The sequence below is a fragment of the Salinicola halophyticus genome (assembly GCF_003206695.1).
Classification (GTDB): Bacteria; Pseudomonadota; Gammaproteobacteria; order Pseudomonadales; family Halomonadaceae; genus Salinicola; species Salinicola halophyticus.
The window spans coordinates 358,548-385,339 of record NZ_PZJN01000009.1; the positions used below are offsets into that span (position 1 = coordinate 358,548).

Genomic DNA, 26,792 nt, shown 5'->3' on the forward strand with positions numbered 1-26,792 from the left:
GTCGATGCGCTCTCGGCTTGGAGTGACGCCGCGGCTCGCCCGCTGGCTCTATACGTTGACGATCTATCTGCTGTCGCCCCTGATATGGTGGCGAGTGTGGCGTGAGTGGGCACCCACTCACCCGCGGCGTGAGCGACTCGGACTCATTGGGGTTAGCGGCGATCGCCCCCGTCTCTGGCTGCACGCGGCCTCGGTGGGCGAAGTCGTCACGGCCACGCCGTTGATCCGGGCGCTGCTCGATGATCATCCCGATCACGACCTGGTCGTCACCACCATGACCGCCACCGGCGCCGAACGCGTGCGCCAGACCTTCGGCGACCGCGTCTCCCACCATTTCCTGCCACTGGATTTTCCCGGTAGCGCGCGGCGATTCATCACCCGCTTGAAGCCACGTCTGGCGATCGTCGCCGAGACCGAACTCTGGCCCAATCTGCTGGCCACCTGTCAGCGCCGTAACGTACCGGTGGTGGTCGCCAACGGGCGCCTGAGTGCCGGCGCGTTCCGCCTCTATCGGCGTTTCGGCGCGTTGAGCCGCGGCATGCTCGAGACGATCGCCTGGATCGGCGCCAAATCCGCTGTCGATAGTGAGCGCTTCCAGACGCTCGGGGCTTTGCCGTCGCGGGTGGCGGTGACCGGGGCGTTGAAGTTCGATCTCGATGTGGACGATGCCACCCGTGAGGCCAGCCGGGGGCTACGGGCGAGCTGGGGCGCGCGGCCGGTGTGGGTCGCGGGCTCCATTCATCCGGGAGAAGACGAACAGATACTCGAGGCGCACGCGGTGCTCAGGCGTCACCTTCCCGCCGCGCTGCTGGTTCTGGTACCGCGCCATCCGCAACGCTTCGAGGAGGTCTACGCTCGCTGTCTCGACGCTGGCGAGGCGGTGCTGCGGTTGAGCGCCCGGCCAACGCTGACCGATGCAACGACACTGCTGCTGGGCGACACCATGGGCGATCTGATGAAGCTCTACGGCTGTGCCGATATTGCTTTCGTCGGCGGGTCGCTCACGCCGATCGGGGGGCATAACCTGCTCGAGCCGGCGGCGCTGGGTGTCGCGGTGGTCAGCGGTCCGTATCTGGACAACCTGCGCGAGATTGCCGACACCCTGGCGCAGAGCGACGCGCGGGTCGAGGTCGAAGACGGCCAGGCGCTGGGCGAGGCGCTCGTGGCGTTGCTGAGCGACGACGAGCGCCGTCATCGGTTGGGTGAAGCGGGGCGGGCGGTGGTCGCCGCCAATCGCGGGGCGCTCGCCCGGACTCGCCGAGCGATCACCGCACAACTGGCGGCATCAACCGAGCATTAGAATTCTAGAATCCTTCCAGCACGATCTTGCCTCTGGCGCGGCCACTTTCGATCAGGATGTGCGCCTTCTTGAGATTGGCCGCGTTGATCGGACCCATCGTCTCGGTCAGGGTGGTCCGGATGCGGCCGTCGTCGATCAGTCCGGCGACGCGATTCAGCAACTCACCCTGTTCCCCCATGTCCGGGGTCTGGAACAGCGAGCGGGTGTACATCAGCTCCCAGTGAACCGAAATGGCCTTGCGCTTGAAATCGTTGATGACGAAGTTTTCGGGATCATCGATCAGGCCGTATCGGCCCTGCGGCGCCATCAACTCGACGACTTCATCCTGATGGAGCTGGCTCTGGGTGGTGGAGAACACGAACCCCGGCGCGCCCAGGCCCAGCTGTTCGACCTGAGCGGCGAGCGGTTGGCCATGATCGATGACCGCGTGCGCGCCGAGGCTCTCGACCCAGTCACGGGTCTCCGGGCGTGACGCGGTGGCGATGACGGTCATGTCGGTGAGGGCACGCAGCAGTTGAATGGCGATCGACCCGACGCCACCGGCGCCACCGATGATGAGAATGGCGTTGGCGGCGCCGACGACCGGACGCTCGATCTCCAGCCGATCGAACAGCATCTCCCAGGCGGTTATCGTGGTCAGCGGCAGGGCGGCGGCTTCGGCGAACCCCAGCGTCTTCGGCTTGTGGCCGACCAGGCGCTCGTCCACCAGATGGAATTCGCTATTGGTGCCGGGGCGGGTAAGTTCGCCGGCATACCAAACTTCGTCGCCAGGTTCGAAGCCGTCGACGTCATCGCCAACCGCCTTGACGATGCCCGCCGCGTCCCAACCCAGCACTTTCCACTCGCCCGGCTCCGGCGATGCGCTCGCGCGGATCTTGGTATCGATCGGATTGACCGATATCGCCTTGATTTCGACCAGCAGGTCGCGGCCTTCAGGCGTGGGCATCTCGCGTTCGATATCGACCAGTGAATCGGCGCGGTTGATCTCGCCCGGGGTCTCGTAAGCGACAGCTTTCATTTCGGTTCTTCCTCTGATTGACGATTGTGCCTCTCGTGCCTCGATCATAGAGTAAGGGCTTCGATGTGTGATACGCACAAAAACCGCCGGTAGTATCAAAAAGGATACCATGATGGCCAAGACTCACTATTCGCGTTTCGACTGCCAGCCGGGCTGTTCGGTGGAAGCCGCGGTCAGTCTCATCAGCGGCAAGTGGAAATGCGTGGTGCTGTGGTATCTGCTCGAGGAGGAAACGCTGCGCTTCAACGAGCTCCGTCGGCGCATCGCCACGATCACCCAGCGGATGTTGACCAATCAGCTACGAGAACTGGAGACCGACGGATTGATCCATCGCGAAGTCTACGCCCAGGTTCCGCCCAAGGTGGAATACAGCCTCACGGCGCGGGGACGGGAACTGACGCCGATCCTGATGGCGCTGAAGGCGTGGGGCGACGCGCACATCGATCTGTTCGGCAACAACGGCACCGCGGGAAAGCCCTTCACGGCCGCTTCCTCAGCCGAGGTGTGAAGCCGCGAGACGGTTGATGAAACGGCAGTCGATGTAATGTCAGTCGGTGAAATGTCAGTCGATCAATGGCGGTCGATGACCGGTATCGAGGGAACGTTCGTCGCGAATGACGGACGAAGGTGTCAGACGCCTGTCATGGATAGCCCTGACAATCGTCCAGCGACATCCACCAATCGCTCGGAATCGTGCCATGGACCTTCGTTACAAGAGCCGCAAGTTGCGATTTTACGCAGGCGGTATCGTCAGCCTGCTCGTACCCGACGGTTTCTATCGGCAGCGTCTGAATCGATTGATGGCGTCACTACCCGCGGGAGAGATGGCCGCGCTGCTGGCGCGGGTCGACTATTACAACCGTCTGGCGAGTCCTTTCGACCCCGGCGAGGCAGCCGTGCGCATCGGCGATTTCCGCTACGAGAAACGCGGCGCTTACTTTCTCGATGCCAAGCAGGTGATGCGTCACTTCGATCCCGATCTACGCTTTGCCTACCAGTTCGGCGACGTCACTCGCGTGGCCGAGACGCCGACGATCGTCAAGAGTCGTCCCATCTGTCGCGAAGCGCAGCCGGGGAACGCGATTCCCTCCGGTCAGTCGGCGCCCTCCGGCAATGCCAACAACCTGCTGTTGAAACTCAACAGCGTGCGCCACTTCCATTTCGCCAATGATCGTCTCCCGTTTGCCGACAAGAAGCCGGGTGTCGTCTGGCGCGGCAAGTGTTTTCACGAGCATCGGGCGGCGGTGCTGCGTCAGTTCCGTCATCACCCGCGCATGGACATCGGCCAGAGTCACGCCAAGCGTCGCCACCAGCCCGATTACCGGCCGTATCTGTCGATCGGGGAACAGCTTCAGTACCAGTTCGTGTTGAGTCTCGAGGGCAAGGACGTGGCCACCAATTTGAAGTGGATCCTGTCGTCGAACTCGCTCTGCCTGATGCCACCGCCGCGCTATGAGACCTGGTTCATGGAGGGCGCGCTCGAGCCCTACGTCCACTATGTGCCATTGGCCGAAGACTGCAGCGATCTGGAAGCGAAGATGGACTACTACACTGCGCGCCCGGAGGAGGCCGAAGCCATCGTGCGGCGTGCCAACGCGCATGTGGCGCAGTTTCGTGACGGGCGTCGTGAACGACTGATCTCGTTGCTGGTCATGCACAAGTACTTCCAGCTTTCCGGCCAGCTCTCCGCTCAGCCGGGCCCCTCGTTTCTGAGCTCGGAATTCAACGCCAGCGCGGCGAGAAACAGCTGGGCGTGACGGTCCGCCAACGCCTCGAGATCGCGGTCGTAGCCGCCGCCGATGACGCCGGCGACGGGAATGCCCAACCGCCGGCAGCGCGTCAGCACGAAAGCGTCCCGGCGGTAGAGTCCATCCGTGGTCAGCGAGAAATGTCCCAGTCGATCTCCTTCATGCACGTCGGCGCCGGCGTCGAATAGCACGAACTGGGGGCGAAACGCGTTCAGAACCTCGTCGAGCTCGCGTTCGAGACACGCCATATAGGCGCTGTCATCCGTACCGCGCGGGAGCGCGACGTCACGGTCGCTGCGGCGCTTCTCGAAGGGGAAATTGGCCTCGCCGTGGAGCGACAGGGTGAAGACTCTCGGCTCGTCACGAAAGATCCAGGCGGTGCCGTCGCCCTGATGGACGTCGCAGTCGACGATCAGAATCCGCTCGAGACGGTGTTCGGCCAGCAGACAATGTGCCGCGACCGCCAGATCGTTGAGCAGACAGTAGCCGCTGGCACGATCGGCGTAGGCATGGTGAGTACCCCCGGCGCTATTGAGTGCCAGGCCGTTCTCCAGTGCCGCTTCCACGGTGGCCAGCGTACCGCCGACCTCCAGCAGTGTGCGTTCGACCAGCGCGGGTGACCAGAGGAAGCCGCTCGGCGTGCGCCGCGTGGTCGAGACTTCGCCCAGATAGAAACGCTGCAGGTAGTCTGCGGTGTGGGTGCGCAGCAGCGCTTCGCTGGTTGCCGGGCTCGGGGTTATCCAGCGAACCTTTTCGCAGCTGTCGTCATGGGCATCGTCACGCCCATCGAAGCCCAGCGCCGACAGTCGTTCTCGCAGAATCCGAAATTTCGCCATCGGGAACGGGTGGCGTTGGGGCCACTCGCAGCTGTAGCCGGGGTGGTGGACGATCGGCAACGTCACGGCATCTTCCTCGACTACCGGAAATCGTCGCTCAACGCGTGAAGCGCTCGACGCCATTGTCGCCGCCGAGCAGCAGCACGTCGGCCGGCCGCCGCGCGAACAGGCCGTTGGTGACTACGCCGACGATGGCATCCAGCGCCGCTTCCATCGCTTCCGGCTCGTCGAACAGCTTGTCGTAGCCGTCGAGGATGCGGTTGCCATTGTCGGTGAGCACGCCATCCCGATAGACCGGCGTAATGCCCAGCTTGACCATTTCGCGGGCGACATACGAGCGCGCCATCGGGATGACCTCAATCGGCAGCGGGAACCCGCCTAGCACCTCGACCCGCTTGCTGGCATCGGCGATACAGATGAATCGCTCGGCGCAGGCCGCCACGATCTTCTCGCGGGTTAGTGCCGCGCCGCCGCCCTTGATCATGCGCAGTTTCGAATCGATCTCGTCGGCGCCGTCGATGTAGACCGGCACCGTGCCGACGTAGTTGAGCTCGAGCACGTCGATGCCGTGGGATTTCAGCCGTTCGGCAGTCGCTTCCGAGCTTGCCACCGCACCGCGAAAATCGTGTTTGCGTTTCGCCAGCAGGTCGATGAAATGATTGGCCGTGGACCCCGTGCCCACGCCGATCACCGCGTCCGGCGTCAGAAGATTGTCGATGTCGTCGAGGGCTGCAGCGGCGACGGCGCGCTTGAGATCGTCCTGAGTCATGTCGGTTCCGGCAGGCTGAGAGAGAAGGTCGGGGTTCTGTCGGAAAGCCGGGCATGGGCGCGTGATCGGACAGAAACCGCGGGTGGCCAGTATAGAGCAAGCGACGCGCGGTGCCGATGGCGCTGGACGCTCGGTGCCGCGGTCTGCTAACAATACGGGTCCACCATGACCCACCGTTCTCGTACCCGCCGGTTTCGAGGCGGAAGCGCTTTGCCCCAGCTGTTCGCCAGGACATACCCGAATGCAACTCGAAGATATCGTCAAGAAGATCCTCCAGGCCCGTGTCTACGAGGCGGCTCGGGAGACGCCGATCTCTCCGCTGCCGGCACTTTCCCGGCGCTTCTCCAACCGGATTCTGATCAAGCGCGAAGATCTGCAGCCGGTGTTCTCGTTCAAGATTCGCGGCGCCTACAACAAGATGGCCCAGTTGAGCGAGGAGCAGAAGGCCAAGGGCGTGATCGCGGCCTCCGCCGGTAACCACGCCCAGGGCCTGGCGATGGCGGCGAAGCAGATGGGGGTCAAGGCGGTGATCGTGATGCCTCGCGTCACGCCAGATATCAAGGTATCCGCGGTACGCGGCTGGGGAGCCAAGGTGGTGCTCCGGGGCGATGCCTTCGGTGAAGCGCTGAGCCACGCTCGGGAGTTGATCGCCGAACACGGCTATACCTACATCCCGCCCTACGATGATTTCGACGTCATCGCCGGCCAGGGCACCGTGGCGATGGAAATTCTGCGCCAGCACTCCGGCCCGCTCGATGCGATCTTCGTGCCGGTGGGCGGCGGCGGTCTGCTGGCCGGCATCGCCGCCTACATCAAGTATCTGCGCCCGGAGATCAAGCTGTTCGGCGTCGAGGCCGAGGATTCCGCCTGTCTCAAGGCGGCGCTGGAAGCGGGCGAACGGGTGACGCTGGATCAGGTCGGGGTGTTCGCCGAAGGGGTCGCGGTCGCGCAGATCGGCGAGGCGCCGTTCGAGATCCTGCGCCATCACGTCGACGGCGTGATCACGGTCAACACCGATGAGATGTGTGCCGCGGTGAAGGATACCTTCGACGACACGCGGGCGGTGGCGGAAACCTCCGGTGCGCTGTCGCTGGCGGGGCTGAAAAAGTATATCCAGCAGACCGGGGCGCAAGATCAGACCCTGATGTGCATCAATTCCGGTGCCAACATCAATTTCGACCGCCTGCAGCACGTTGCCGAGCGCACCGAACTGGGCGAGCAGCGCGAGGCGATCCTGGCGGTGCAGATTCCCGAACGTCCGGGCAGCTTCAAGCAGTTCTGCCGAGTGATCGGGCGGCGCATGGTGACCGAGTTCAACTATCGCTACGCCGATCCCGACGGTGCGCACATCTTCGTCGGGGTGCAGGTCAAACCCGGCGGCGAAGATCGTGAAGAGGTCATCCGCCGGCTGCGCGAAGCCGACTATCCGGTCGAGGATCTCACCGACAACGAACTGGCCAAGCTGCACATCCGCCATCTCGGCGGGGGGCGGCCCCGGGAGCGCTTCGAGGAAGAGGTCTACCGCTTCGAATTTCCCGAACGCCCCGGTGCGCTGATGAACTTCCTCACCCATCTGCCGGCGGACTGGAACATCTCGCTGTTCCACTATCGCAACCACGGCGCCGCTTACGGCCGGGTACTGGTGGGGCTGCAGATGCCCAATGGCGATCGCGCCCATGCCGAGGAGCACTTCGATCGCATTGGTTACCGCTACTGGAAAGAGACCGACAACACGGCTTATCGGCTATTCATGGCCTAGCCCGTGTGAAACCATGGCAAAAGAGTGACATGGCACAAGAGGGAAATGGGGCTCGAAAAGGTCTGAATCCGACTTAAACCTTTTTGTGTAAAGGCCGATACTGTCGAGTAACGAAAAAGGTGTCATCCGGGCCGGAAACACTCTTGTCAAGATTTTGGCCTGACCCTATAGTCGTGCGCGTCGCTGCGGGGGGTAGCGGCGAATCCAACCCATCGGAGTCGACATGAAACGCAAGCCCGACCTGGTAATGGCTTTGGTACTGATCTTTGGCGTCGGCGTCGTGGCAACGGGCTATGCGCAGACGTTGCTAGGCGCTTGAGACCCGTCGGCATTCCGGATCAGCGGGCTGGTGACAGCCGGCGTATCATGGAGTGACGACGTAGAGAATAAAGCCAGTGGGGTGTGGCTCGAGACGGCCGGTAGCGGAAACGCTGCCGGCCGTCGTCGTTTGGGCTCTCGGTCTGGCTCTTTGAGCCTAGTCGGCGATCAACGCCGCGGCTGGATGATCCGTCGATCGCTGACGATCGCATCCAGCGGCACATCCCAGTCGGCCACCGGCAAGGCGTCTACTCTCTGGCAGTCGTGAGCGAGCCCGATCAGACGTGGCCGCGGGCGCTGACGGCGGGCAAAGGCAAAAGTGCGATCGTAGAAGCCGCCGCCCATGCCGATCCGTTGCCCTTCATCGTCGAATCCCACCAGCGGCAGCAGCACGGTGTCCAGCGCCCATGCGGGCAGACGATTGGCGCGATGGGCGCCGAAACGCGTATCCGGCTCGGCAATGCCGAAACGATTGCGGGTCATCCGGGTGCCGGCGTGATAACGAACGAACCACAATCGATTATCCGACAGCGGCCGTAGCACCGGCAGATAGACATGGGCATGGCGCGCGGCCAGCCAGTCGATCAGCGGCTGCGGATCGATCTCGCCATCATTGGGCAGATAAAGCGCCACGCGTCGAGCGCGCTGAAGTTCGGGTAGACGTTTGAGGCGACGGCAGAGTTCGCGGGAGGCGCTGCGTCGTTGGTGCGGGGTCAGGGCGCGTCGTCGTCGGCGCAGTTGGCGACGCAGTTCGCGTCTATCGAGACTGCCATCAGCGACTGACTCGCCGTTCGGCGGGGTCGTGGCTGGCTGGGCAAACTCGGTGGTGATCGTTGCGGTGGTCTTGTTGAAAGACATCTTGTTAAAAGACAAGAGAGTTCCCCAGAGTGCCGCTGTCATTCTGGCCCTGAACCTACTGGTTCAAGGTGGGTGGCCGCAGGCAAGCCTTCAGGCTTTCCGTCGCGCGGACATGCACACGGGCCTGCCTAGCATTTGGCCCCCTGGGTACTGCGCATAGGCTCGAGGGACTGTTATGACTGGCGCACACTCCAGGAAACACCACTATCGTAGCAGAGCGGCCCACGTTGCCCAATCAAGGATTTGAGATACTCGGCAAAGGGTTCAGGATGCCGGCGTCTTCTGGCCGGGTTCGCCAGCCTTGGCCAGCGCGCGCTCGAGCCTCTCGCTGAGATCACTCAGGCTCTGTTCGCCGGCGCGGTGTGAATCCAGCGCGGTCAGCAGTTCGTGGGTGATGTTGAGGGCGGCCATGATCGCGATCTTCTCGGCGCCGAGTACCTTGCCGCGAGAATGGATGCCGTGCATGGCGCGATCCAGATAGCGGGCGGAGCGCTTCAGCTGCTCCTGCTCTTCCGGCGGACAGGCGATCACGAAGGATTTGCCCAGCAAGGTGACTTCGGTCGTCGGGCGAGACGTGTCGCTCATGGTGTCGCTCCGGGGTGGGCGGTGAAGATCGATGCGGTAAGATGGGGGTATCGCGATTGATCCGTCACTATAGAGAGCCGATTATGGGCGGTCAACGCGGCGCCTGTCGCGCTGAAAGTACATCAACGCTCGTGATTTCCCAATCTTGGATGCCGACATGTCGATCATCAACGACCAGCTCGATTTTTCCACCGTCGCCAATGTCTTTCTGGTGCATGGCAGCCTGCAGTCACCGGCGTTCCTCGACGGCCGCCTGTGCGCCGAACTCGGCCTTAAGGACATCAGCGCCGAGGGCTGGCTCGAGGAAGTCTGCCTGGCGCTCAACGTCGAGCAGCCGGAAAGCCGTGAAGACGCCGACGTGTTGCTGGGCTGGAGGCGCCAGACCCTGGATGCGCTGGCCGCGGCCGAGCTGAACTTCGAGCCGATGCTGCCGGATGAGCTGTTCTCGCTCTCCGAACGGGCCCAAGGGCTCAAGGAGTGGACCCAGGGGTTTCTCGAAATCGTCAACGAGGTGGATGGCGAAACCTACGAGAACTGGTCCTCGCCCCTGAAGGAGGCGCTGGAGGATCTCGGTACGCTATCGGCGATCGATGTCGATATCGCCGACGACCCCGAAAACGAGAACGATTTGTTCGCCCTGACCGAGCACGCCCGGATGGCGGCGATGCTGCTCTACACCGAGCAACACCCCGGCGAGCCTCAGGTGGAACAGGTCGAGGCCGAGGACGCCGACCTGGCCGCCAATGACGGCGAAACGCCGCCGTCGCTGCACTGAATCCGCTCGTGCTTCGAGGCCAGGGTCTCGGAGAACCAGGACCTCGGAAAAACTAGGGCCTGAAAACCGGGCCCCGGAAAACCAGGGCCTCGGAAAAACCAGAGACACGATCGTCAAACTTTCAGGCGTCCGTTCGAGTCTCGAGACGCACTGCGCAAGGAGAGAGGCATGTTACCCGAGCCGTTACCGCGTCCCGCGGCCATCTCGATGGAAGAGTTCGCCGCCCGCCGCGAGCGCCTGATGGCCGAATTGCCGGAAGGCAGCGCCGTACTGCTGCCGGGCGCTGCGCTCAAGACGCGCAATCACGACAGCGAATACACGTTCCGTCAGAACAGCGACTTCCATTATCTGTGCGGATTCCCCGAACCCGATGCGCTGTTGCTGTTGTTGCCCGGCCGTGAAGCGGGCGAGGCGATTCTCTATTGCCAGGAGAAGGATCCCGAGAAAGAGGCCTGGACCGGGATTCGCATCGGCCCCGAAGTGGCCGTGAGCGACTACGGCATGGATGAGGCTTTCGACAATACCCAGCGATCCAGCCTGACTGAACTGCTGGATGGTCGCTCAAGCCTCTATCTGCCGCTGGCCGATGCCGGTGCCATGGGCATTGCCGAGGGCGTGCGCGCCCAGTTGAGTGCCCGCGCGCGGCGGGGCGCGGTCGCGCCTACCCGGTTTGCCGATGTCAGCGCCCTGGTTCACGAACTCCGCCTGACCAAGAGCGAGGCCGAACTGGCGCTGATGCGTCACGCCGCGCAGATCAGCGCGCTGGCGCACTGCCGGGCCATGCACGCCAGCCGTCCCGGCCGCTTCGAATATCAGCTGCAGGCGGAGATCGAGCACGAATTCGTCTGGCACGGGGCGCGGGCGCCGGCCTACGGCACCATCGTCGGCGGCGGTGCCAACGCCTGCGTGCTGCATTACATCGAAAATGCCGCGCCACTGGCAGACGGCGATCTAGTCCTGATCGACGCCGGCGGCGAGTTCGATCTCTACGCCGGGGATATCACCCGCACGTTTCCGGTCAATGGCCGTTTCAGTGACGCCCAGCGCGCGCTCTACGACATCGTGCTGGCGGCAGAAGAGCGGGGCGTGGCGGCGGTCAAACCCGGCGCCACACTGGAAGCCATTCACCAAGGCGTGGTACGAGATCTTACCGCCGGGCTGATCGAACTCGGCTTGCTGGAAGGTGAGTTGGAAGCGTGCATCGAATCCCAGAGTTTCCGACGATTCTATCTGCACTCGACCTCGCACTGGCTCGGTCTGGACGTTCACGACGTCGGCAGCTATCGGGTCGACGGCGAGCCACGGCCGCTGGAGCCCGGCATGGTACTGACGGTCGAGCCCGGCCTGTATATCCCCGACGCCGAGGATATTCCGCCACAATATCGCGGCATCGGGATTCGCATCGAGGACGACGTGGTGGTGACGGAATCCGGCGGTGAAGTACTGACCTCAGGGGTACCCAAGGCAGCGGATGCGATCGAAGCACTGATGAAAGCCCAGAATTGATCGTTTTTTGATCGACGCCACTGACGGCGCGAAGATTACGTAAATGATGTAAAGGCGGTGTAGGCCGCGCAAGGGCGGGTTTTTGAATTTCCAATCGTAACGGAGCGGCGGGCACGGATGGCTCAGACTCGACAACCAACCACGGTCGACGTGGCAATTATCGGCGGCGGCCTGGTGGGCGCCAGCCTCGCCTGTGCGCTGGGCGACCTCATAGAAGCCGAGCAAGCACGGGCGAATGAGCAAGCACGGGCGGATGAGCGAGCGCGGGCGGATGAGCGAGAATCTGGCGGTGAGCCGCGAGCGCCGTTGCGTGTCGCGATCATCGAGCCGCAGCCGCTGCCCAGCGTCGACGAGGTCGGCGCCTATCAGCCCAGCTTCGATGCCCGAGCCAGTGCCATCGCCCATGGGTCGCGCCGGCATTTTGAGCAGTTGAAAGTGTGGCCGACGATGCGGGAGCAGGCATCACCGATCCGGCATATCCATGTCAGCGAGCGCGGCCACCTGGGGGCGACCCGGCTGCACGCCGATGAACTCGGCGTCGAGGCGCTGGGCTACGTCATTCCCAACGCCTGGATGGGGCGAGCGCTGCACGCGCGGCTCGATCGGCTGCCGATCGACTGGCACTGCCCGGCGCGGGTCGAGACGCTCGAGCCCGCGCACGGTGGCTATCGCCTCACGCTCGATACCGGCGAAATCATCCAGGCGGGCCTGACGGTGCTGGCCGACGGAGGACGCTCCGGTTTCAAGGAGCGTCTGGGTATCGAGAGCGACCATCATCCCTATCAGCAGACCGCGCTGATCGCCAACGTCGAAATGAGTCGCGCGCACGACGGCTGGGCATTCGAGCGATTCACCCAGGAGGGCCCCATGGCGCTGCTGCCGCTAACCGGGCGCCGGATGGAGCTGGTCTGGACCCATGAGCAGGGCGACATCGAGGAAGCCCTGGCGCTCCCCGATAGTCTGTTTCTCGACCGCCTGCAGCGAGCGTTCGGCGACCGTGCCGGGCGTTTTCGTCGGGTGGGCCAGCGGCACGCCTATCCGCTGTCGTTGATCACGGCGCGAGAGACGATCCGCCCGCATCTGGCCATTCTGGGCAACGCCGCCCATTCGCTGCATCCCGTCGCGGGGCAGGGCTTCAATCTGGCGCTGCGTGGCGTCATGGATCTCGCGGCCGCCATCGAGACGGCGCGAGCGAACGGTCGCACCGCCGGCGATGCCCGTACGCTGGCGGCATTCGAAGCCAGCCGCACGGCCGACACGCACCAGATCGTACGTTTCAGCGACGGTCTGATTCGGTTGTTCGGTATCGATCATGCGATGCTCGGCCACACCCGCGCCGCCGGGCTGGTCGGGCTCAATGCGCTCGGACCGTTGCGTCGGACGTTGGCACGCCGCGCCATGGGAATCGAACGCTAGGCAAATCCCAGGAGGGAAGACGCGTAATGGATGACAGCGAGGTAGTGATCGTCGGCGGCGGGGTGGTCGGCTCGACCTTGGCCCTGCTGCTGGGCGAAGCCAACTGGCGAGTGACGATCGTCGATGCGGCGCCGGCACCCGAGGAGATTGACACCTTGGGTCACGGGAAGCCGGCGCTGCGCGTCAGCGCCTTGACGGCTGCGTCCCGCAGGCTGCTGACGGCACTCGATGTCTGGCCCTGGCTTGCCTCGCGTCGCGTCGCGGCCTATCGCGGCATGCAGGTCTGGGACGCCGAAGGCAGCGGCGAAATCCGGTTCGATGCCGAAGACGTGGGCGTCGATTCGCTGGGCCACATCGTCGAGAACGACCTGCTGCTGGCGGCACTGGCTCAGCGGTTGCAGGCGCTACCCAACGTGGAATGGCTGCATGAGGTGCGCCTGACAAGCTACGTGCGTGAGAAAACGGCGCGCGGGAACGACGTTGACCGCGAAGACGTTGACCGCGAAGACGTTCGCGATGCCGGCCGCGCGGTGGTCGCGCTGGATAACGGCGAACAGCGCCGGGCGCCGCTGATCGTCGGGGCCGATGGGGCGAACTCTCCGCTGCGCGGGATGGCCGGGATTCCGGTTCACGAGCGCGACACCGGTCAGGCCGCCATGGTGACCAGCGTGCGTACCGCCGTCGGCCATGGCGGCATTGCGCGGCAGGCCTTCCTGGCCACCGGGCCGCTGGCGTTTTTGCCGCTGACCATCGAGGGTCGCGACGATCACTGCTCGATCGTATGGTCGACCACGCCCGGCGAGGCTCGGCGCCTGACAGCACTGGGCGAGACCGACGAGGGCCGGGCGCAGCTGGGTATCGAGCTGGCGCAGGGGCTGGGTGGCCGGCTGGGCAACGTCGAGGTTATCGATGCCGCGCCGCACTTCCCGATCACCCAGCGCCATGCTCAGCGCTACGTCGACGAAGGGTTGGCGCTGGTCGGTGATGCCGCGCACAGTCTGCACCCGCTGGCCGGCCAGGGCGTCAACCTGGGGCTGATGGATGCGGCCGTACTCGCCGAGGAGTGGATTCGCGCCCGCCGTCGCGGCGCCGAGCCTGGTGATTCGCGCATTCTGGCGCGTTACGAACGTCGTCGACGCAACGAGAACGCTGCCATGCTCGCCGCCATGCAGGGCTTCCAACGGTTATTCGGTAGTGATCAGCCCGCGCTGCGACTGATTCGCAACTGGGGGCTCTCCGGTGTCGATCGGTTGATGCCGGTCAAGCGGCTGCTGATCCGTCAGGCGCTGGGCGAATATGGTGATCTGCCCGAGCGGTGTCGGTAGCTGACGCTTCATGATGACAGACCTATCAAAAACGGCTGCCTGAAAGGCAGCCGTTTTGGTTTGGCGTTCGTTTCCCCGTTCAGGGAGTCACTCAGGGGGATGGCGCCTTGTCGGTGGTGGCGGCCGCACCCGAACGGTTCCGCTGCACCACATTGAGCGCCTTGAGCAGATTCAGCGCTTCGCTCAGCTGATAATCGTCGGCGGCGACCGGCGTATCCGGGTTGTCGCCGGTGGCAGCGGGGTCGCCATTCAGTAGATGACCGCGCAGGCTGGATTCACGCAGCTGCAGGCCGCTGTTCTCTTCCACTTCCAGCCGCCCCCTGACCACGCGAACGTCCGGGGCAATGCCTTCGGCCTGGATCGAGCGCCCGCTGGGCGTGTAGTAGCGCGCTGTGGTGAGCTTGAGCCCATCACCGTTGCCGAGCGGCATCACCTGCTGAACCGAGCCCTTGCCGAAGCTGCGCGTGCCCATCAGTACCCCGCGGCCCTGGTCCTGCAGCGCGCCGGCGACGATCTCGGCGGCGGAAGCGCTGCCGCCGTTGATCAGCACGACCAGTGGCACGTCCGGAGCGGTCGTTTTGGCGTGAGCGGTAAAGCGCATGTCATCGTCCGGGAGGCGGCCCTTGGTGTAGACCACCAGCCCGCTGGAGAGGAACTGATCGGCCACGTCGACGGCGCTGGAAAGCACGCCGCCGGGATTGTTGCGCAGATCGAGCACCAGCCCTTGCAGCGGGCCCGACTCCGTCAACGAGTCGAGCGCGTCGCGGGTCTGCTCGCCGGTGCGGCTCTGGAACTGGCTGATCCGCAGATAGCCGTAACCGGGCTCGACCAGACGGCTGGAGACGCTCTCCGACTGGATCGACTCGCGCGTCAGTGTCAGATCGCGGGGCGTCTGTTCGCCGTCTCGCAACAGCGTCAACTCGATATCGGTGCCGGCATCGCCACGCATCAGATCCACGGCTTCCTGCAGGCTCAAGTCGTTGGTCGGGGTGCCGTCGATGGCGACGATGCGATCCCCCGACTGGACGCCGGCGCGGGCGGCCGGGGTGTCGTCGATCGGTGCGATGACGGTGAGCTGATCGTCACGCAGGCCGACTTCGATGCCGACGCCGCTGAACTCGCCCTCGGTGGTCTCGCGCAGATTCTGGAACGCATCGGCGTCGAGATATTCCGAGTGCGGGTCGAGCTGGCTGAGCATGCCGCGCATGGCGTTGCGCAGCAGCGTCTTGTCGTCGACCTTTTCCACGTAGGTGCGCTTGATGCGCTCGAAGACCTCGGCGAAGGTCTGGACGTCCTCCACCGGCAGGCCGTTGGCGGCGTCCTGCTCGGCCTGGCTGGGCGCTTCACCCTGAGTCTGGGCGGGAGCACCGCCGGAACCGTCGGTCTGCGCCTGAGCGGTGGTCCCCATGCCGACGTTCGCCAGCAGGGCGAGTAGCAGCGAGCCGATGAACGTCCGGCGGGCGAGAGGCCTTGTCTTCAGGCGGCTTGAATTCATGCGGTCTCCGCGACTCGAGCAGAAAGGATTCGTTGGCGCCACTGATCCCGACACCTCGCCGTTTCGATGACGGAACGGCGTTTGATAACCCAGCATAGCGTTTCGGCGGGGCGATGATCCAGCGCAACCGGTGGTTATCGAGAGGCGGGCCGATCAGCGGCGTCCGATCCAGCGGCTCGGGTCGATCGGATTGCCGTTCTGGCGCACCTCGAAATAGAGCGCCGAGCGCGACTGGCCGCCGGTATTGCCCACGGCGCCAACCGTCTGGCCATTGTTCACCTGCTGTCCGGGATCGACGTCGATCTGCTGAAGGTGGGCATACAGCGTCAGAATGCCGTCGCCGTGATCGAGGATCAGCAGATTGCCGAAGCCACGCATCCAGTTGGCGAAGACCACCCGGCCCGCGTGCACCGCCTTGATCGCGGTGCCTTCCGGCGCGCCGATCAGAATACCGTTGCGATTGACCCCGTCTCCGCTGCCGTAACTCGACAGCATCGACCCTTGTACCGGCCACGGCAGGCCGCCGCGGGTCTGACGAATCGCGGTCGAGGGCGGCGGCTTCTTGAGGTTGGCGAGCTCTTTCTGCATACGATCCAGCAGACGTTCGACGTGAGCCCTGTCCTGGTTGAGATCCTCGAGCCGGGACTGCTCGCTGTCATAGCGGCCACTGAGCTTGGCCACCAGCGCTTGGCGTTCCTCGAGGTTCGACGCCAGCCGCTGGCGCTGCTGCTCGAGATCGGTCTGAACCTCGTCCAGGCGCGAGCGACGTTGATCGATCGCCGCCAGGTTATCGTCCAACTGCTGGTTGAGCGCGCGCAGCTGCTCGAGCTTCTCGCGCCGCGCCGAGGAGAGCGCATTGAGATAGTGCTGGAGCCGATCGACCTCGGCGGGATCGTCCTGATTGAGTAACAACTTCAGCTGAGGCGTGGTGCCGAGACGATAGAGCGCGTCGAACTGGCGTGCCAGTGCCTCGCGCTGCTGGTCGCGATCGGCCGCCAGGGTCTGGCGCTTGTGCTGGAGCTTGTCGACTTCGCCATCGAGCTGATGGCGCTCGGTCTGGAGGGCATCCAGGCGTTTGTGAATCTGGCCGATCGCCGTCTCGACCTGTTCCAGTTCGTCCTGGGCATCACCGCGAGCGGCCTGGGTATTTTCGAGCTTGCCCTGCAGCGCCTGGATATCGGTCGCCAGGCTGTCCAGTCTGGCCCGGGCTTCCTGCGGATTGGCCTGACCTAGCGCGGGGCCGGCCAGCAGCAGACTGCCGGCCAGCAACAATGAAATCGTACCGCTACCGAGTCCGCACCGAGAGAGACGCCTGACTTGCCTACGACTCACGTCGGACGGACTCCCGCGTGGACGGTGACGACTCGCGAGCCAGCGTCACGCATCGTCGATCAGCACATTGCCGGTCATCTCTTCGGGTGCGGGCTTCTGCAGCATGTGCAGCAGGGTCGGTGCCAGATCGCACAGACGCCCATCGGCCTTGAGCTTGGCGGATTGACTCCGGGCCACATAGACCAGCGGCACCATGAAGGTGGTGTGGGAGGTATGCGGATTGCCGGTTTTGGGGTCGACCATCATCTCGGCATTGCCATGATCGGCGGTGACCAGGCATTCGCCGCCGGCCTTCTGGATCGCCTCGACCACGCGACCGAGACATACGTCTACCGTCTCGATCGCCTTGGTGGCCGCTTTCAGATCGCCGGAGTGGCCGACCATATCGCCGTTGGCGTAGTTGCAGACGATCAGGTCGTACTTGCCGGCCTCGATCGCCTTGACCAGCGTCTCGGTCAGCTCGTAAGCGCTCATTTCCGGCTTCTCGTCGTAGGTCTTGACGTCTTTCGGCGACGGGATCATGGCGCGATCTTCACCCTTGAACTCGGCCTCGCGACCGCCGGAGAAGAAGAACGTCACGTGGGCGTATTTTTCCGTCTCGGCAATACGCAGCTGGGTCAGGCCATGACTCTCCGCGACCTCGCCCAGGGTGTTGACCAGATCGTTGGGCGGAAAAGCGGCGGGCGTGTCGATGTCGTCGGCGTAGTGGGTCAGCGTCACCAGACCTTGGCCGGCCAGCTTGATCCGCTCGCCGCGATCGAAGTCGTCGAAATCCGGGTTGACGAAGGCGCGGGTCAGCTCGCGAGCGCGGTCGGCACGGAAATTCAGGAACAGCGCGGCATCGCCGTCGGCCATGACGATCTTGTCGCCGTTGGGGCGCACAGCAGTCGCGCCGACGAACTCGTCGGTCTCGCCGCGTTCGTAGGCCGCGGCCAGACCGGCCTCGGCGCTATCGGCGACGTGTTCGCCTTCGCCGAAACGCACCACGCGGTAGGCTTTCTCGACACGATCCCAGCGATTGTCACGGTCCATGGCGAAGTAGCGGCCGACCACAGAGGCGACGAAGCCATTGTCGGCGCCGACCAACTCGGCCAGCTTGGCGTTGGCACGCTCGATCGAGGCGCCGGCGCTCTTGGGCGCGGTATCGCGGCCGTCGGTGAAGGCGTGGAGGTAGATCCGCTTGGCGCCACGGCTGGCGGCGAGTTCCGCCATCGCCAGCAGATGGTCCTCGTGGCTGTGCACGCCGCCGGGGGAGAGCAGACCCATCAGGTGCACGGCGCCGTCGTTGGCAACGGCGTCATCGATGGGCGTGGTCAGCGCCTCGTTCGTCTTCAGTTCGTCGTCTTTGATCGCCTTGGTGACGCGGGTGAAGTCCTGATAGACGATTCGCCCGGCGCCGATGTTCATGTGGCCGACTTCGGAGTTGCCCATCTGTCCGTCCGGCAGGCCGACGTAAGGGCCATCGGTATGAATCAGGGTATTGGGGAAATCGCGCTTGAGACGATCCATTACCGGCGTGTCGGCCGCGGAGACGGCATTGTTGGCGCTATCGTCGTTCTGACCATAGCCATCGAGAATCAACAGTGCGACGGGACGCGGAATGCTGGAAGTATCTGCCATGACAAGCCTCGTGAAATCGGATGAACGGAGTGAGTCGTGTCGAAACCAGCGGCGGCGGGATCCTTCGTCCTGAAGTCTGTCGTCCTGGAATCTGTCGTTCTGCAATCTAGCGTGCTGAATCACAATCCTGAAGGATAGCGCACCGATCGAGTCGGGTCAGCCGCCGGCCCTGGATTGCCCGGGCGCCCGCGCCTTCCTCGTTTCAACGGCGGCCTCGTGTATAATGGCCGGCGCCCGTTAGCGGGCCAGGATTTTCAGCCGCTCGCGTCTCGCGCAACGAAGGCTTTCATGCCGGTTGGCGGACGCGATTTGATGCAGACGCGCCAAGGGCGGAGTCGCACGCCATGAAGGCGTCTTTGCGATCCCATTGGCCCCAGATTTAGAGTGTCGGCAGACCCATGATCGATCAGTTGTTCGAATTCGTCGAAAACCATCCGCTGCTGGTCAGCGCCTTTCTGGTCGTGCTGCTGGCGTGGCTGGCATTCGAGGCCAAGCGCGGCGGCGCCTCCGGCGTCTCCACCACCGAAACCACGTCGCTGATCAACCGTGAAGACGGTGTGGTGATCGATATCCGCGAGAGCAACGAGTTCAAGGCGGGCCATATCGCTGGCGCCAAGAACATCCCCCAGTCGCGTCTCAAGGAGCGACTGCCGCAGATCGAAAAGCACAAGGACACACCGGTCATCGTGGTCTGCAAGCAGGGCCAGACATCGAGTGCCGCGGTCACTGAGCTCAGCCAGGCCGGCTTTTCCCGGGTCTACAAGCTCAAGGGCGGCATGGCCCAGTGGCAGGCCGATGGCCTGCCGGTGGTACGGCGCTAGATTAGTTAGAGCACCGGCCCACGAGACGTCATAGTCAATCAGGCTAGTCATTCAGGAACGTACAGGAAACGCATCATGGCGGAAGACAACAATCAGCAGGATTCTCAGGGTGGCTCTCAGGATAAGCCGCAGCTGCAGTTCTCCCTGCAGCGTATCTACGTGAAGGACATCTCGTTCGAATCACCCAACGCGCCCAGCGTGTTCCAACAGCCGTTCAAGCCCAAGGTCGGCCTGGATCTCGACACCACCAGCCAGTCGGTCGGCGAAGACCTCTACGAGGTCGTGGTCAAGGTGACGGCGCAGGTATCGAACAACGAAGATGGCGCCACGGCGTTTCTGGTCGAAGTCGAGCAGGCCGGCCTGTTCCGGATCTCCGGCCTCGCCGGCGATCAGCTCGATCACACGCTGGGCGCGTTCTGCCCCAACGTGCTGTTCCCCTACGCACGTGAGTGCATCGACAGCCTGGTCGGCCGCGGCAGTTTCCCGCCGTTGATGCTGGCGCCGGTCAACTTCGAGGCGATGTACGCCCAGAAGAAGCAGCGCACCGCCCAGGCCAGCGAAACCACGCAGTAAGTCGAGCCATGGCCAAGCCGCGTATTCACGTCGCCACCAGCTTCATCGCGGGTGGCGATGTCGTTCTGCCCGACGGTCCGGCGCGCCACGTCGCGCTGGTGTTGCGCCTGCGCGAGGGCGCAGTACTGACGCTGTTCGACGGTAGCGGCCACGAGGCCCAGGCCACGCTGATCGAGGTCGGCCGCAAGCGGGTCGTCGCGCGGATCGAGCAGGTGATCGAAGGCGGCGGCGAGTCACCGCTGAGCGTGCATCTGGGCCAGGCGATCTCCAAGGGCGATCGCATGGACTACGCGATCCAGAAATCCGTCGAACTCGGCGTGGCCGCGATCACGCCGCTCTACGTCGAGCACGGCGACGTGCGTCTGAAAGGCGATCGCGAGGCCAAGAAACTGGCGCATTGGCAGGGCGTTGCGGTCAGTGCCTGCGAGCAGTGCGGGCGCGCCAGCGTGCCGGCGATTCATCCGCCTCGATCCCTGTCCGAATGGCTCGGCGAGCGCGACGAGAGCCTGCGGCTGGTGCTGCATCCCGCCACCGACGACAGCTGGCAGCAGGCAGATTCAGTCGAGTCTGCTGCGTTGCTGATCGGCCCTGAAGGCGGACTCAGCGACGCCGAAGTCGAAGCCGCGCGGCATGCCGGCTTTCAGCCGCTGACTCTCGGTCCGCGCATTCTGCGCACCGAAACCGCCCCCGTGGTCGCGCTGACGCTGCTGCAGCATCATTTCGGCGATCTATAGGCGGTGTCGGCTGATGGTTGATCGCCCATAGGGTGATGGCGCCAGCCGAAAGCCCAACGAAAACACCCCNNGGGGTGTTTTCGTTGCGAATCGCTGACGGCTGCTGGCGTGCGGCTGGGTCGGGCGATTACAGCTCGAGATCGTACTCGACGATCAGCGGGGCGAACTCGCTGAAGGTCGCGTCGGTATCGATCCAGGCGTTTTTCACGTTGCGCCGGAAGTTGGGGCCGACGATCTGATAGTCGAGGCGCCAGCCTTCCTGACGAGAGCGTGGCACTTCCTGATCGAGCTTGGGCCACCAGGTGTACTGGTCGGCATCCCGATTGACTTCACGGAAGGTATCGATGAAGCCGGTCGGACCGAACACCTGATCCATCCACGCCCGTTCTTCGGGCTTGAAGCCGGGCGTCGTCTGATTGTCGGCCCAGTTGGCGAGATCGAGTGTCTTGTGCGCGATGTGCCAGGTGCCGCAGATGATGTACTCGCGACGCTTGCGAGCCATCTTGTTCAAGTACTCCAGATACTGGGTCATGAACGTCTGCTTGATGGCCGGATCGTCACCGTCGGGCATCAGGAATGTCGCGATGCTGAAGCGATCGTAGTCCGCCTGCAGGAAGCGGCCTTCGTTGTCGCACTGCTCGAAACCCAGGCCATACATGATGGCCTTGGGGATCTTGCGGCAGTAAAGCCCGACCCCGGAAAAGCCGTCCTGTTCGGCATCCAGGAAGTAGCCTTCATAACCTTCCGGATAGAGAATGCTGTCATCGAGCTCGAAGCTCTTGGCCTTCAGGTTCTGCACGCAGACGACGTCAGCATCCTGTTCGGCCAGCCAGTCGAGAAAGCCCCGCTCGACGGCCTCTCGGATTCCGTTCACATTGATGCTGGCGATTTTCATACAGTGTTCCTTCTTTGTCGCGCGTGTATGATACCCGAGCTTGAAAGGTTTAGGTAAATGACTGCTGCGTTTGGCCAAAACGGTAGCGGCCGTGATCAAACATGAGGCACTAGGGAGGCCTGGGGTGAGCGTCGAGATTCAGCCGTATCAACAGGAGTTCATCGAATTCGCGATCGCCGAAGGGGTGTTGCGCTTCGGTGAGTTCACGCTCAAATCCGGTCGTGTCAGTCCCTACTTCTTCAATGCCGGTCTGTTCCGTTCCGGCCGTGCCTTGGCCCGCCTGGGACGTTTCTATGCCAGCGCCATTGCCGACAGCGGCATCGCGGCCGATGTACTATTTGGTCCAGCTTACAAGGGTATACCGCTGGCGGCGAGCACAGCCGTTGCACTCGCCGACCATCATCAGCGCGACATGCCCTTTGCCTTCAACCGCAAGGAAGCCAAGACTCACGGCGAGGGCGGCAATATCGTCGGCGCCGAGTTACGCGGCGACATCTTGATCATCGATGATGTCATCACCGCCGGCACGGCGATTCGCGAAGTCATGCAGATCATCCGGGATGCCGGCGCCCAGGCCGCTGGCGTCGTGATCGCGCTCGATCGGCAGGAACGGGGCCAGGACGCCGATGGCCTCAAGCCCCACAGCGCGATCCAGGAAGTCGAGGCGACGTATAATATGCCGGTTGTGAGCATCGTCAACCTCGATCAACTGCTTGCCTATCTGGAAACCCGCCAACCCCGCAGCGGCGAAGACGGCGCTTCCCTTGTCCAGCACGCGGAAGCGATCCGCGCCTACCGCGACCGGTACGGCGTCACCCGAGCGCTTTGATCCCTCGCTCCACCTCAGCCTGACCATTCCCGGCCTCCATGGGCGATGCTTCCGCCTGCTACGATTAGCCGCAGCAAGATCGTTGGCCGCTGGCGTTACAAATAGTTTAAAAACACCGTTTGATAAATGCGGAAATTATGCCACGCTTACGCCGTTAGTCCAACGCGATTTGGCACGAATGCCGGGAGACCTATCATGATCAAGAACCGCGGAATGAAGCCATGGGGCTTTGCCCTTGCCACGGCGAGCTTCGTCTTTGCCAGTCAGCAGGCGATGGCGCTGAGCGTTTCCGCCAACGGCGGCGACGAGTCTTTCGGTGTCGAAGCCAGTCAGACCATCTTTCCCACCTTGCGGGCCGGGGTTGGTTACCTGAATACCGATGACAGCGGCCACAATGCCAAGGCCTACTCGGGCTCGTTGATGTTCACGCCGTGGCTGCCGGGTATCGATCTCTCCGTCGGCGGGCGTTATCAGTACCAGGACACCTACTACGGTAACGGTGGCGGTCTGGGGCTCGGCGGCTCTGCATTCGTCGATACGCCGATCCCGTTGACCTCGATCGGTGCCTACGGTTTCTACACGCCGGACGGCCTGACCAGCGGTGACGTGGAAAAGAGCTACGAATACGGCGCCCAGGCGCGGGTGAACCTGATCTCGCAAACCTACGTCTACGGCGGCTACCGCTACATGCGTACCGATTTCGACAACGACAACGGCCGAACGCTGGATAGCGGTCCGGTGCTGGGCGTCAGCGTCGGTTTCTAGACTGTACTGAGCTACGACCGCGCCAGGTTCGGGCGCGGTGGAAATCGGCGCCGCCTCCCAGTTGTTACAGTGGAGGCGGCGTCGGTTCTGGGGCGCTGTAGAAAGCTGTGCCGATTGCGTATGATGCGAGAGTTCCCCGCATCCGAGCCGGCCGCCATGCTTGATATCGTGCTCTATGAACCGGAAATCCCGCCCAATACCGGCAATATCATCCGGCTATGCGCCAATACCGGATTTCGCCTGCATATCATCGAACCGATGGCTTTTGAGCTCGACGACAAGCGTCTGCGCCGCGCCGGGCTCGACTATCACGAATGGGCGCGAGTCCAGGTCCATGCCAACTGGGCTGCCTTTCTCGAAACCGTAGGGCCGGAACGCGTTTTCGGTGTCTCGACCCGCGGCCGTCACGGTTACAACCATATCCATTATCGTGAAGGCGACGCGCTGGTCTTCGGACCCGAAACCCGCGGGCTGCCGCAAGAAATGCTGAATGCCCTGCCACCGGCACAGCGTCTGCGCATTCCCATGCTGGCGGACAGCCGCAGTCTCAACCTTTCCAACGCCTGCGCGCTCATCGTCTACGAGGCGTGGCGTCAGATGGATTTCGTCGGCGCGGTAGATGTCTAGACTTTGGGTCTTCAGTTATCCAGTCGCCGCGTCATGAACACGCTGAAAGCGTCTTCGACGTAATCTGCGAATGGACCGCAGTATTGGAATCCGAGCGCTTCGTAGAGTTTGCGCGCTGGATCGAAGTGGGTCACTGAACCGGTTTCCAGACTCAGGCGTTCGAATCCCGCTGCCCGTGCTTCCTCGATCAGATGGGCCACCAGAGCTGTCGCCACTCCCTTGCGCAGGTGGGCCGGATCGGTGCGCATCGATTTGATCTCGGCGTGCTCGTCGTTCAGGCGCTTGAACGCGCCGCAGCCGAGCAATTGGCCGTCTTCCCACGCGCTAAAGAAATGGATTTCCGGGCGGCGCAGGCGATCGAGATCCAGCGCGTGGCGGCTTTCCGGCGGCGAATGTGGCTCGAAGTCCTTGAGATGCGCTTCCAGCATGGCGGCGATTTCGGGACCGCGTAAATCGTCTCTTACGATGCGCATGAGGTGTATCATTCTCGCTCTGTTGTTTTGATGTTTCCGTTTCTACCTCTGCGATTCTGCCCTCATGTCCGATATTCGCCAACGTCTCGCCAAGCTCAATCCGCGTCAGCAGGAAGCCGTTCGCTTCATCGACGGCCCGTGCCTGGTGCTGGCGGGCGCCGGTTCCGGCAAGACCAGCGTGATCACCACCAAGATCGCCTATCTGGTTCAGGAGTGCGGGATGAGCGCGCGCAAGATCGCCGCCGTCACCTTCACCAACAAGGCGGCCCGCGAGATGAAGGAGCGCGTCGGGCAGATGCTCAAGGGGCGTGAGGGTCACGGGCTCACCGTCTCCACCTTTCATAACCTGGGGCTCAATATCATCCGCCGCGAGCTCAAGGCGCTGGGTTTCCGGCCAGGATTCTCGCTGTTCGACCCGGAAGATGCCAAGGCGCTGCTGCGGGATCTGATGCAGAAAGAAGCCGACACTGACGCCGAGCAGATCAACGGGGTGCAGAGTCAGATATCCCAGTGGAAGAACGACCTGGTGCTGCCGGGGCCGGCGATTTCTCACGCCGAAGATGAAGACCAGCAGTACGCCGCGCGCATTTACGAAGCCTACAACCGCCATCTCAAGGCCTACAACGCGGTCGATTTCGACGACCTGATCATGCTGCCGGTGGTGCTGCTCAAGACCGATCCCGAGGCGCTGGCGCGCTGGCGCAAACGCATCCAGTACATGCTGGTCGACGAGTATCAGGACACCAACGTCAGCCAGTATCAGCTGGTCAAGATGCTGATGGACGAGCGCGCCACCTTCACCGTGGTGGGCGACGACGACCAGTCGATCTACGCCTGGCGCGGTGCCCGGCCGGAGAACCTGGTGACGCTGGGCGAAGATTTTCCGCGCTTGAACGTGATCAAGCTGGAGCAGAATTACCGTTCCACCGCCACGATCCTGCGCGCCGCCAACACGTTGATCGCCAATAACCCCCACGTCTACGAGAAGACCCTGTGGTCGGACATGGGGCCGGGCGATCCGATCCGGGTGATCGTCAATCGCCATGAAGAGGCCGAGGCCGAACGCGTGGCCGGCGAGATTCTGACGCGCCGGATCAAGGAGCGTGCCGAATGGCGCGACTTCGCCGTGCTCTATCGCGGCAACTTCCAGGCCCGGCTTTTAGAGCTCAAGCTGCAGCACCATCAGATTCCCTACAAGCTTTCCGGCGGCACCTCGTTTTTCTCCCGCAACGAGATCAAGGATTCGATGGCCTATCTGCGGCTGTTGATCAACCCCGACGACGACAACGCCTTCCTGCGCATCGTCAACGTGCCGCGCCGCGAGATCGGCCCCGGCACCATGGAAAAGTTGGCCAACTACGCCAGTGAACGGGGTGCTTCACTGCTATCGGCCTGCCAGGAAATGGGGCTCGAGCAGGTGCTGCCGACCCGCGCCGTCGAGCGGTTGGGACGCTTTGCCCACTTCATCGACGGCGTTCGCAAGCGCATGGACCAGGGCGACGCCATCGCCGCGATTCGCGAGATGATCCGCGACATGGATTACGAAGCCTGGCTGTATCAAAACGCCAGCGCGCCGACCATCGCCGAGCGCCGCATGGCCAATGTCTGGACGCTGATCGACCAGCTCGAGAAGTCGATGCACCGCGACGACGAAGATGGCGAAGCTTCCGAGGAGACCGACGACGTGCAGTCGGCCATTTCGCGTCTGGTACTGCGCGACATTCTCGAGCAGCAGGCCGAGGAGGACGACTCCGACCGCGTTCAGCTGCTGACCATGCACGCCTCCAAGGGCCTCGAATTCCCCCATGTCTACCTGATGGGGCTGGAGGAAGAGCTGCTGCCGCACCGCAACTCAATCGAGTCCGGTACCGTGGAAGAGGAGCGGCGTCTCGCGTATGTCGGTATCACCCGCGCCCGACGCACGCTCACGCTGACGCTCGCCCGCCAGCGCAAGGCCTACGGCGAGCTGCTCGACTGCACCCCGAGCCGCTTCCTCGACGAACTGCCGGCGGACGATCTGGAGTGGGAAGGGCGCGCCGACAAGGAAAACCCCGAGAGGAAGCAGGAGCGCGGCCAGAGCGCGATTGCGGGATTGCGTTCGCTGCTGGGCTAGGGTTGGCCCAACGCTATCTCCAGCGCCCTATCGGCCGAGACGTGTGAGGGTATTACCGCCAACCGGTATCATTCGAATCGAGAGCTTCGAACATCGCTCACCCCGGCAGGCGTGGCATGTCTGGACAGCCATTGACCGAGCGGGTAGGATGGCCGCGCCGCTTGCGGGCCATCCTTGGTCATCCACGCAAACCGGCATGACTCCCGTCATACGCGCCCATAGCTCAGCTGGATAGAGTACTGCCCTCCGAAGGCAGGGGTCGTAGGTTCGAATCCTACTGGGCGCGCCATCTGGACTTCCTG

At 63.5% G+C, this 26,792-nt stretch carries 25 protein-coding genes, 1 tRNA gene and 1 other RNA gene; 16 read left to right on the top strand and 11 right to left on the bottom strand.

Going from position 1 to position 26,792, the window contains the following annotated elements; translation table 11 throughout:
* Positions 1–4 precede the first annotated feature (4 nt).
* Positions 5–1,300, top strand: a complete 1,296-nt coding sequence (gene waaA, locus DOM58_RS15550) for a lipid IV(A) 3-deoxy-D-manno-octulosonic acid transferase (protein ID WP_110693603.1) — start codon at positions 5–7, stop codon at positions 1,298–1,300.
* 4 nt (positions 1,301–1,304) lie between these two features.
* On the opposite strand, the gene DOM58_RS15555 is transcribed toward waaA, so the two are convergent.
* On the bottom strand, positions 1,305–2,318 hold the full coding sequence (locus DOM58_RS15555; RefSeq protein ID WP_110693604.1) for a zinc-binding alcohol dehydrogenase family protein: 1,014 nt from the start codon (positions 2,316–2,318) through the stop codon (positions 1,305–1,307).
* A gap of 112 nt (positions 2,319–2,430) precedes the next feature.
* On the opposite strand from DOM58_RS15555, the gene DOM58_RS15560 reads away from it, so the two are divergent.
* Both DOM58_RS15560 and DOM58_RS15565 read left to right on the top strand, forming a co-directional pair.
* Positions 2,431–2,826: a winged helix-turn-helix transcriptional regulator gene (locus tag DOM58_RS15560; RefSeq protein ID WP_110693605.1), complete on the top strand. Its 396-nt coding sequence runs from the start codon at positions 2,431–2,433 to the stop codon at positions 2,824–2,826.
* A gap of 190 nt (positions 2,827–3,016) precedes the next feature.
* Positions 3,017–4,075 (top strand): glycosyl transferase family 90, encoded by a 1,059-nt coding sequence (locus DOM58_RS15565; RefSeq protein ID WP_110693606.1) that lies wholly within the window; start codon positions 3,017–3,019, stop codon positions 4,073–4,075.
* Here the strand turns inward: DOM58_RS15565 and DOM58_RS15570 are convergent.
* Both DOM58_RS15570 and rpiA read right to left on the bottom strand, forming a co-directional pair.
* On the bottom strand, positions 4,009–4,968 hold the full coding sequence (locus DOM58_RS15570) for a histone deacetylase family protein (protein WP_110693607.1): 960 nt from the start codon (positions 4,966–4,968) through the stop codon (positions 4,009–4,011). The genes DOM58_RS15565 and DOM58_RS15570 overlap by 67 nt on opposite strands.
* Positions 4,969–4,999: 31 nt before the next feature.
* Entirely contained in the window at positions 5,000–5,671 is a 672-nt protein-coding gene (gene rpiA / locus DOM58_RS15575) for a ribose-5-phosphate isomerase RpiA (RefSeq protein WP_110693608.1), read from the bottom strand.
* Between the two features lie 241 nt (positions 5,672–5,912).
* Here rpiA and ilvA point away from each other — a divergent pair, with 241 nt between their 5' ends.
* A complete protein-coding gene (gene ilvA, locus DOM58_RS15580) occupies positions 5,913–7,430 on the top strand; it encodes a threonine ammonia-lyase, biosynthetic (RefSeq protein ID WP_110693609.1) in 1,518 nt (505 codons plus the stop codon).
* Between the two features lie 486 nt (positions 7,431–7,916).
* Here the strand turns inward: ilvA and DOM58_RS15585 are convergent, their stop codons facing one another.
* The 3 genes from DOM58_RS15585 to DOM58_RS15595 all read right to left on the bottom strand — a co-directional run bounded on the left by DOM58_RS15585 (position 7,917) and on the right by DOM58_RS15595 (position 9,191).
* On the bottom strand, positions 7,917–8,621 hold the full coding sequence (locus DOM58_RS15585; protein WP_245392295.1) for a 5-formyltetrahydrofolate cyclo-ligase: 705 nt from the start codon (positions 8,619–8,621) through the stop codon (positions 7,917–7,919).
* 2 nt (positions 8,622–8,623) lie between these two features.
* A non-coding RNA gene (ssrS, locus tag DOM58_RS15590) (6S RNA) lies at positions 8,624–8,807 on the bottom strand.
* Between the two features lie 63 nt (positions 8,808–8,870).
* Positions 8,871–9,191, bottom strand: a complete 321-nt coding sequence (locus tag DOM58_RS15595) for a cell division protein ZapA (protein WP_110654243.1) — start codon at positions 9,189–9,191, stop codon at positions 8,871–8,873.
* Between the two features lie 157 nt (positions 9,192–9,348).
* On the opposite strand from DOM58_RS15595, the gene DOM58_RS15600 reads away from it, so the two are divergent.
* The 4 genes from DOM58_RS15600 (at position 9,349) to DOM58_RS15615 (ending at position 14,213) form a co-directional block, all read left to right on the top strand.
* A complete protein-coding gene (locus DOM58_RS15600) occupies positions 9,349–9,966 on the top strand; it encodes a UPF0149 family protein (RefSeq protein WP_110693611.1) in 618 nt (205 codons plus the stop codon).
* Between the two features lie 168 nt (positions 9,967–10,134).
* Positions 10,135–11,472 carry a Xaa-Pro aminopeptidase gene (gene pepP, locus DOM58_RS15605; protein ID WP_110693612.1) on the top strand — a complete coding sequence of 446 codons (1,338 nt, stop codon included), beginning with the start codon at positions 10,135–10,137 and terminating at the stop codon, positions 11,470–11,472.
* Positions 11,473–11,589: 117 nt separating this feature from the next.
* Entirely contained in the window at positions 11,590–12,888 is a 1,299-nt protein-coding gene (gene ubiH, locus DOM58_RS15610; protein WP_110693613.1) for a 2-octaprenyl-6-methoxyphenyl hydroxylase, read from the top strand.
* 26 nt (positions 12,889–12,914) lie between these two features.
* Positions 12,915–14,213: an FAD-dependent monooxygenase gene (locus tag DOM58_RS15615; RefSeq protein ID WP_110693614.1), complete on the top strand. Its 1,299-nt coding sequence runs from the start codon at positions 12,915–12,917 to the stop codon at positions 14,211–14,213.
* A gap of 91 nt (positions 14,214–14,304) precedes the next feature.
* Here the strand turns inward: DOM58_RS15615 and DOM58_RS15620 are convergent, their stop codons facing one another.
* The 3 genes from DOM58_RS15620 to gpmI form a co-directional block, all read right to left on the bottom strand.
* Complete coding sequence (locus DOM58_RS15620; RefSeq protein WP_110693712.1) at positions 14,305–15,621, bottom strand: S41 family peptidase; 1,317 nt, start codon at positions 15,619–15,621, stop codon at positions 14,305–14,307.
* 240 nt (positions 15,622–15,861) lie between these two features.
* On the bottom strand, positions 15,862–17,040 hold the full coding sequence (locus DOM58_RS15625) for a murein hydrolase activator EnvC family protein (protein ID WP_245392297.1): 1,179 nt from the start codon (positions 17,038–17,040) through the stop codon (positions 15,862–15,864).
* A 45-nt stretch (positions 17,041–17,085) separates the two neighbouring features.
* On the bottom strand, positions 17,086–18,660 hold the full coding sequence (gene gpmI / locus DOM58_RS15630; protein ID WP_110693616.1) for a 2,3-bisphosphoglycerate-independent phosphoglycerate mutase: 1,575 nt from the start codon (positions 18,658–18,660) through the stop codon (positions 17,086–17,088).
* A 398-nt stretch (positions 18,661–19,058) separates the two neighbouring features.
* On the opposite strand from gpmI, the gene DOM58_RS15635 reads away from it, so the two are divergent.
* The 3 genes from DOM58_RS15635 (at position 19,059) to DOM58_RS15645 (ending at position 20,788) form a co-directional block, all read left to right on the top strand.
* On the top strand, positions 19,059–19,481 hold the full coding sequence (locus DOM58_RS15635) for a rhodanese-like domain-containing protein (protein ID WP_110693617.1): 423 nt from the start codon (positions 19,059–19,061) through the stop codon (positions 19,479–19,481).
* 75 nt (positions 19,482–19,556) lie between these two features.
* Complete coding sequence (gene secB / locus DOM58_RS15640; RefSeq protein WP_110693618.1) at positions 19,557–20,054, top strand: protein-export chaperone SecB; 498 nt, start codon at positions 19,557–19,559, stop codon at positions 20,052–20,054.
* 8 nt (positions 20,055–20,062) lie between these two features.
* Positions 20,063–20,788, top strand: a complete 726-nt coding sequence (locus DOM58_RS15645) for a 16S rRNA (uracil(1498)-N(3))-methyltransferase (protein WP_110693619.1) — start codon at positions 20,063–20,065, stop codon at positions 20,786–20,788.
* Positions 20,789–20,915: 127 nt separating this feature from the next.
* Here DOM58_RS15645 and DOM58_RS15650 read toward each other — a convergent pair whose 3' ends face one another.
* Complete coding sequence (locus DOM58_RS15650; RefSeq protein WP_110693620.1) at positions 20,916–21,683, bottom strand: exodeoxyribonuclease III; 768 nt, start codon at positions 21,681–21,683, stop codon at positions 20,916–20,918.
* 124 nt (positions 21,684–21,807) lie between these two features.
* Here DOM58_RS15650 and pyrE point away from each other — a divergent pair, with 124 nt between their 5' ends.
* The 3 genes from pyrE (at position 21,808) to trmL (ending at position 23,904) form a co-directional block, all read left to right on the top strand.
* Positions 21,808–22,512, top strand: coding sequence for an orotate phosphoribosyltransferase (gene pyrE, locus DOM58_RS15655; RefSeq protein ID WP_110693621.1), 705 nt, complete (start codon positions 21,808–21,810; stop codon positions 22,510–22,512).
* Between the two features lie 195 nt (positions 22,513–22,707).
* Positions 22,708–23,277 (top strand): YfaZ family outer membrane protein, encoded by a 570-nt coding sequence (locus DOM58_RS15660; RefSeq protein ID WP_245392298.1) that lies wholly within the window; start codon positions 22,708–22,710, stop codon positions 23,275–23,277.
* A 156-nt stretch (positions 23,278–23,433) separates the two neighbouring features.
* Entirely contained in the window at positions 23,434–23,904 is a 471-nt protein-coding gene (gene trmL / locus DOM58_RS15665) for a tRNA (uridine(34)/cytosine(34)/5-carboxymethylaminomethyluridine(34)-2'-O)-methyltransferase TrmL (protein WP_075561608.1), read from the top strand.
* A gap of 11 nt (positions 23,905–23,915) precedes the next feature.
* Here trmL and DOM58_RS15670 read toward each other — a convergent pair whose 3' ends face one another.
* Positions 23,916–24,377, bottom strand: a complete 462-nt coding sequence (locus DOM58_RS15670; RefSeq protein ID WP_110693622.1) for a GNAT family N-acetyltransferase — start codon at positions 24,375–24,377, stop codon at positions 23,916–23,918.
* Positions 24,378–24,441: 64 nt separating this feature from the next.
* On the opposite strand from DOM58_RS15670, the gene rep reads away from it, so the two are divergent.
* Both rep and DOM58_RS15680 read left to right on the top strand, forming a co-directional pair.
* Positions 24,442–26,490, top strand: coding sequence for a DNA helicase Rep (rep, locus tag DOM58_RS15675; protein ID WP_110693623.1), 2,049 nt, complete (start codon positions 24,442–24,444; stop codon positions 26,488–26,490).
* A gap of 212 nt (positions 26,491–26,702) precedes the next feature.
* Positions 26,703–26,779 (top strand) — tRNA-Arg (locus tag DOM58_RS15680).
* Positions 26,780–26,792: the final 13 nt, after the last annotated feature.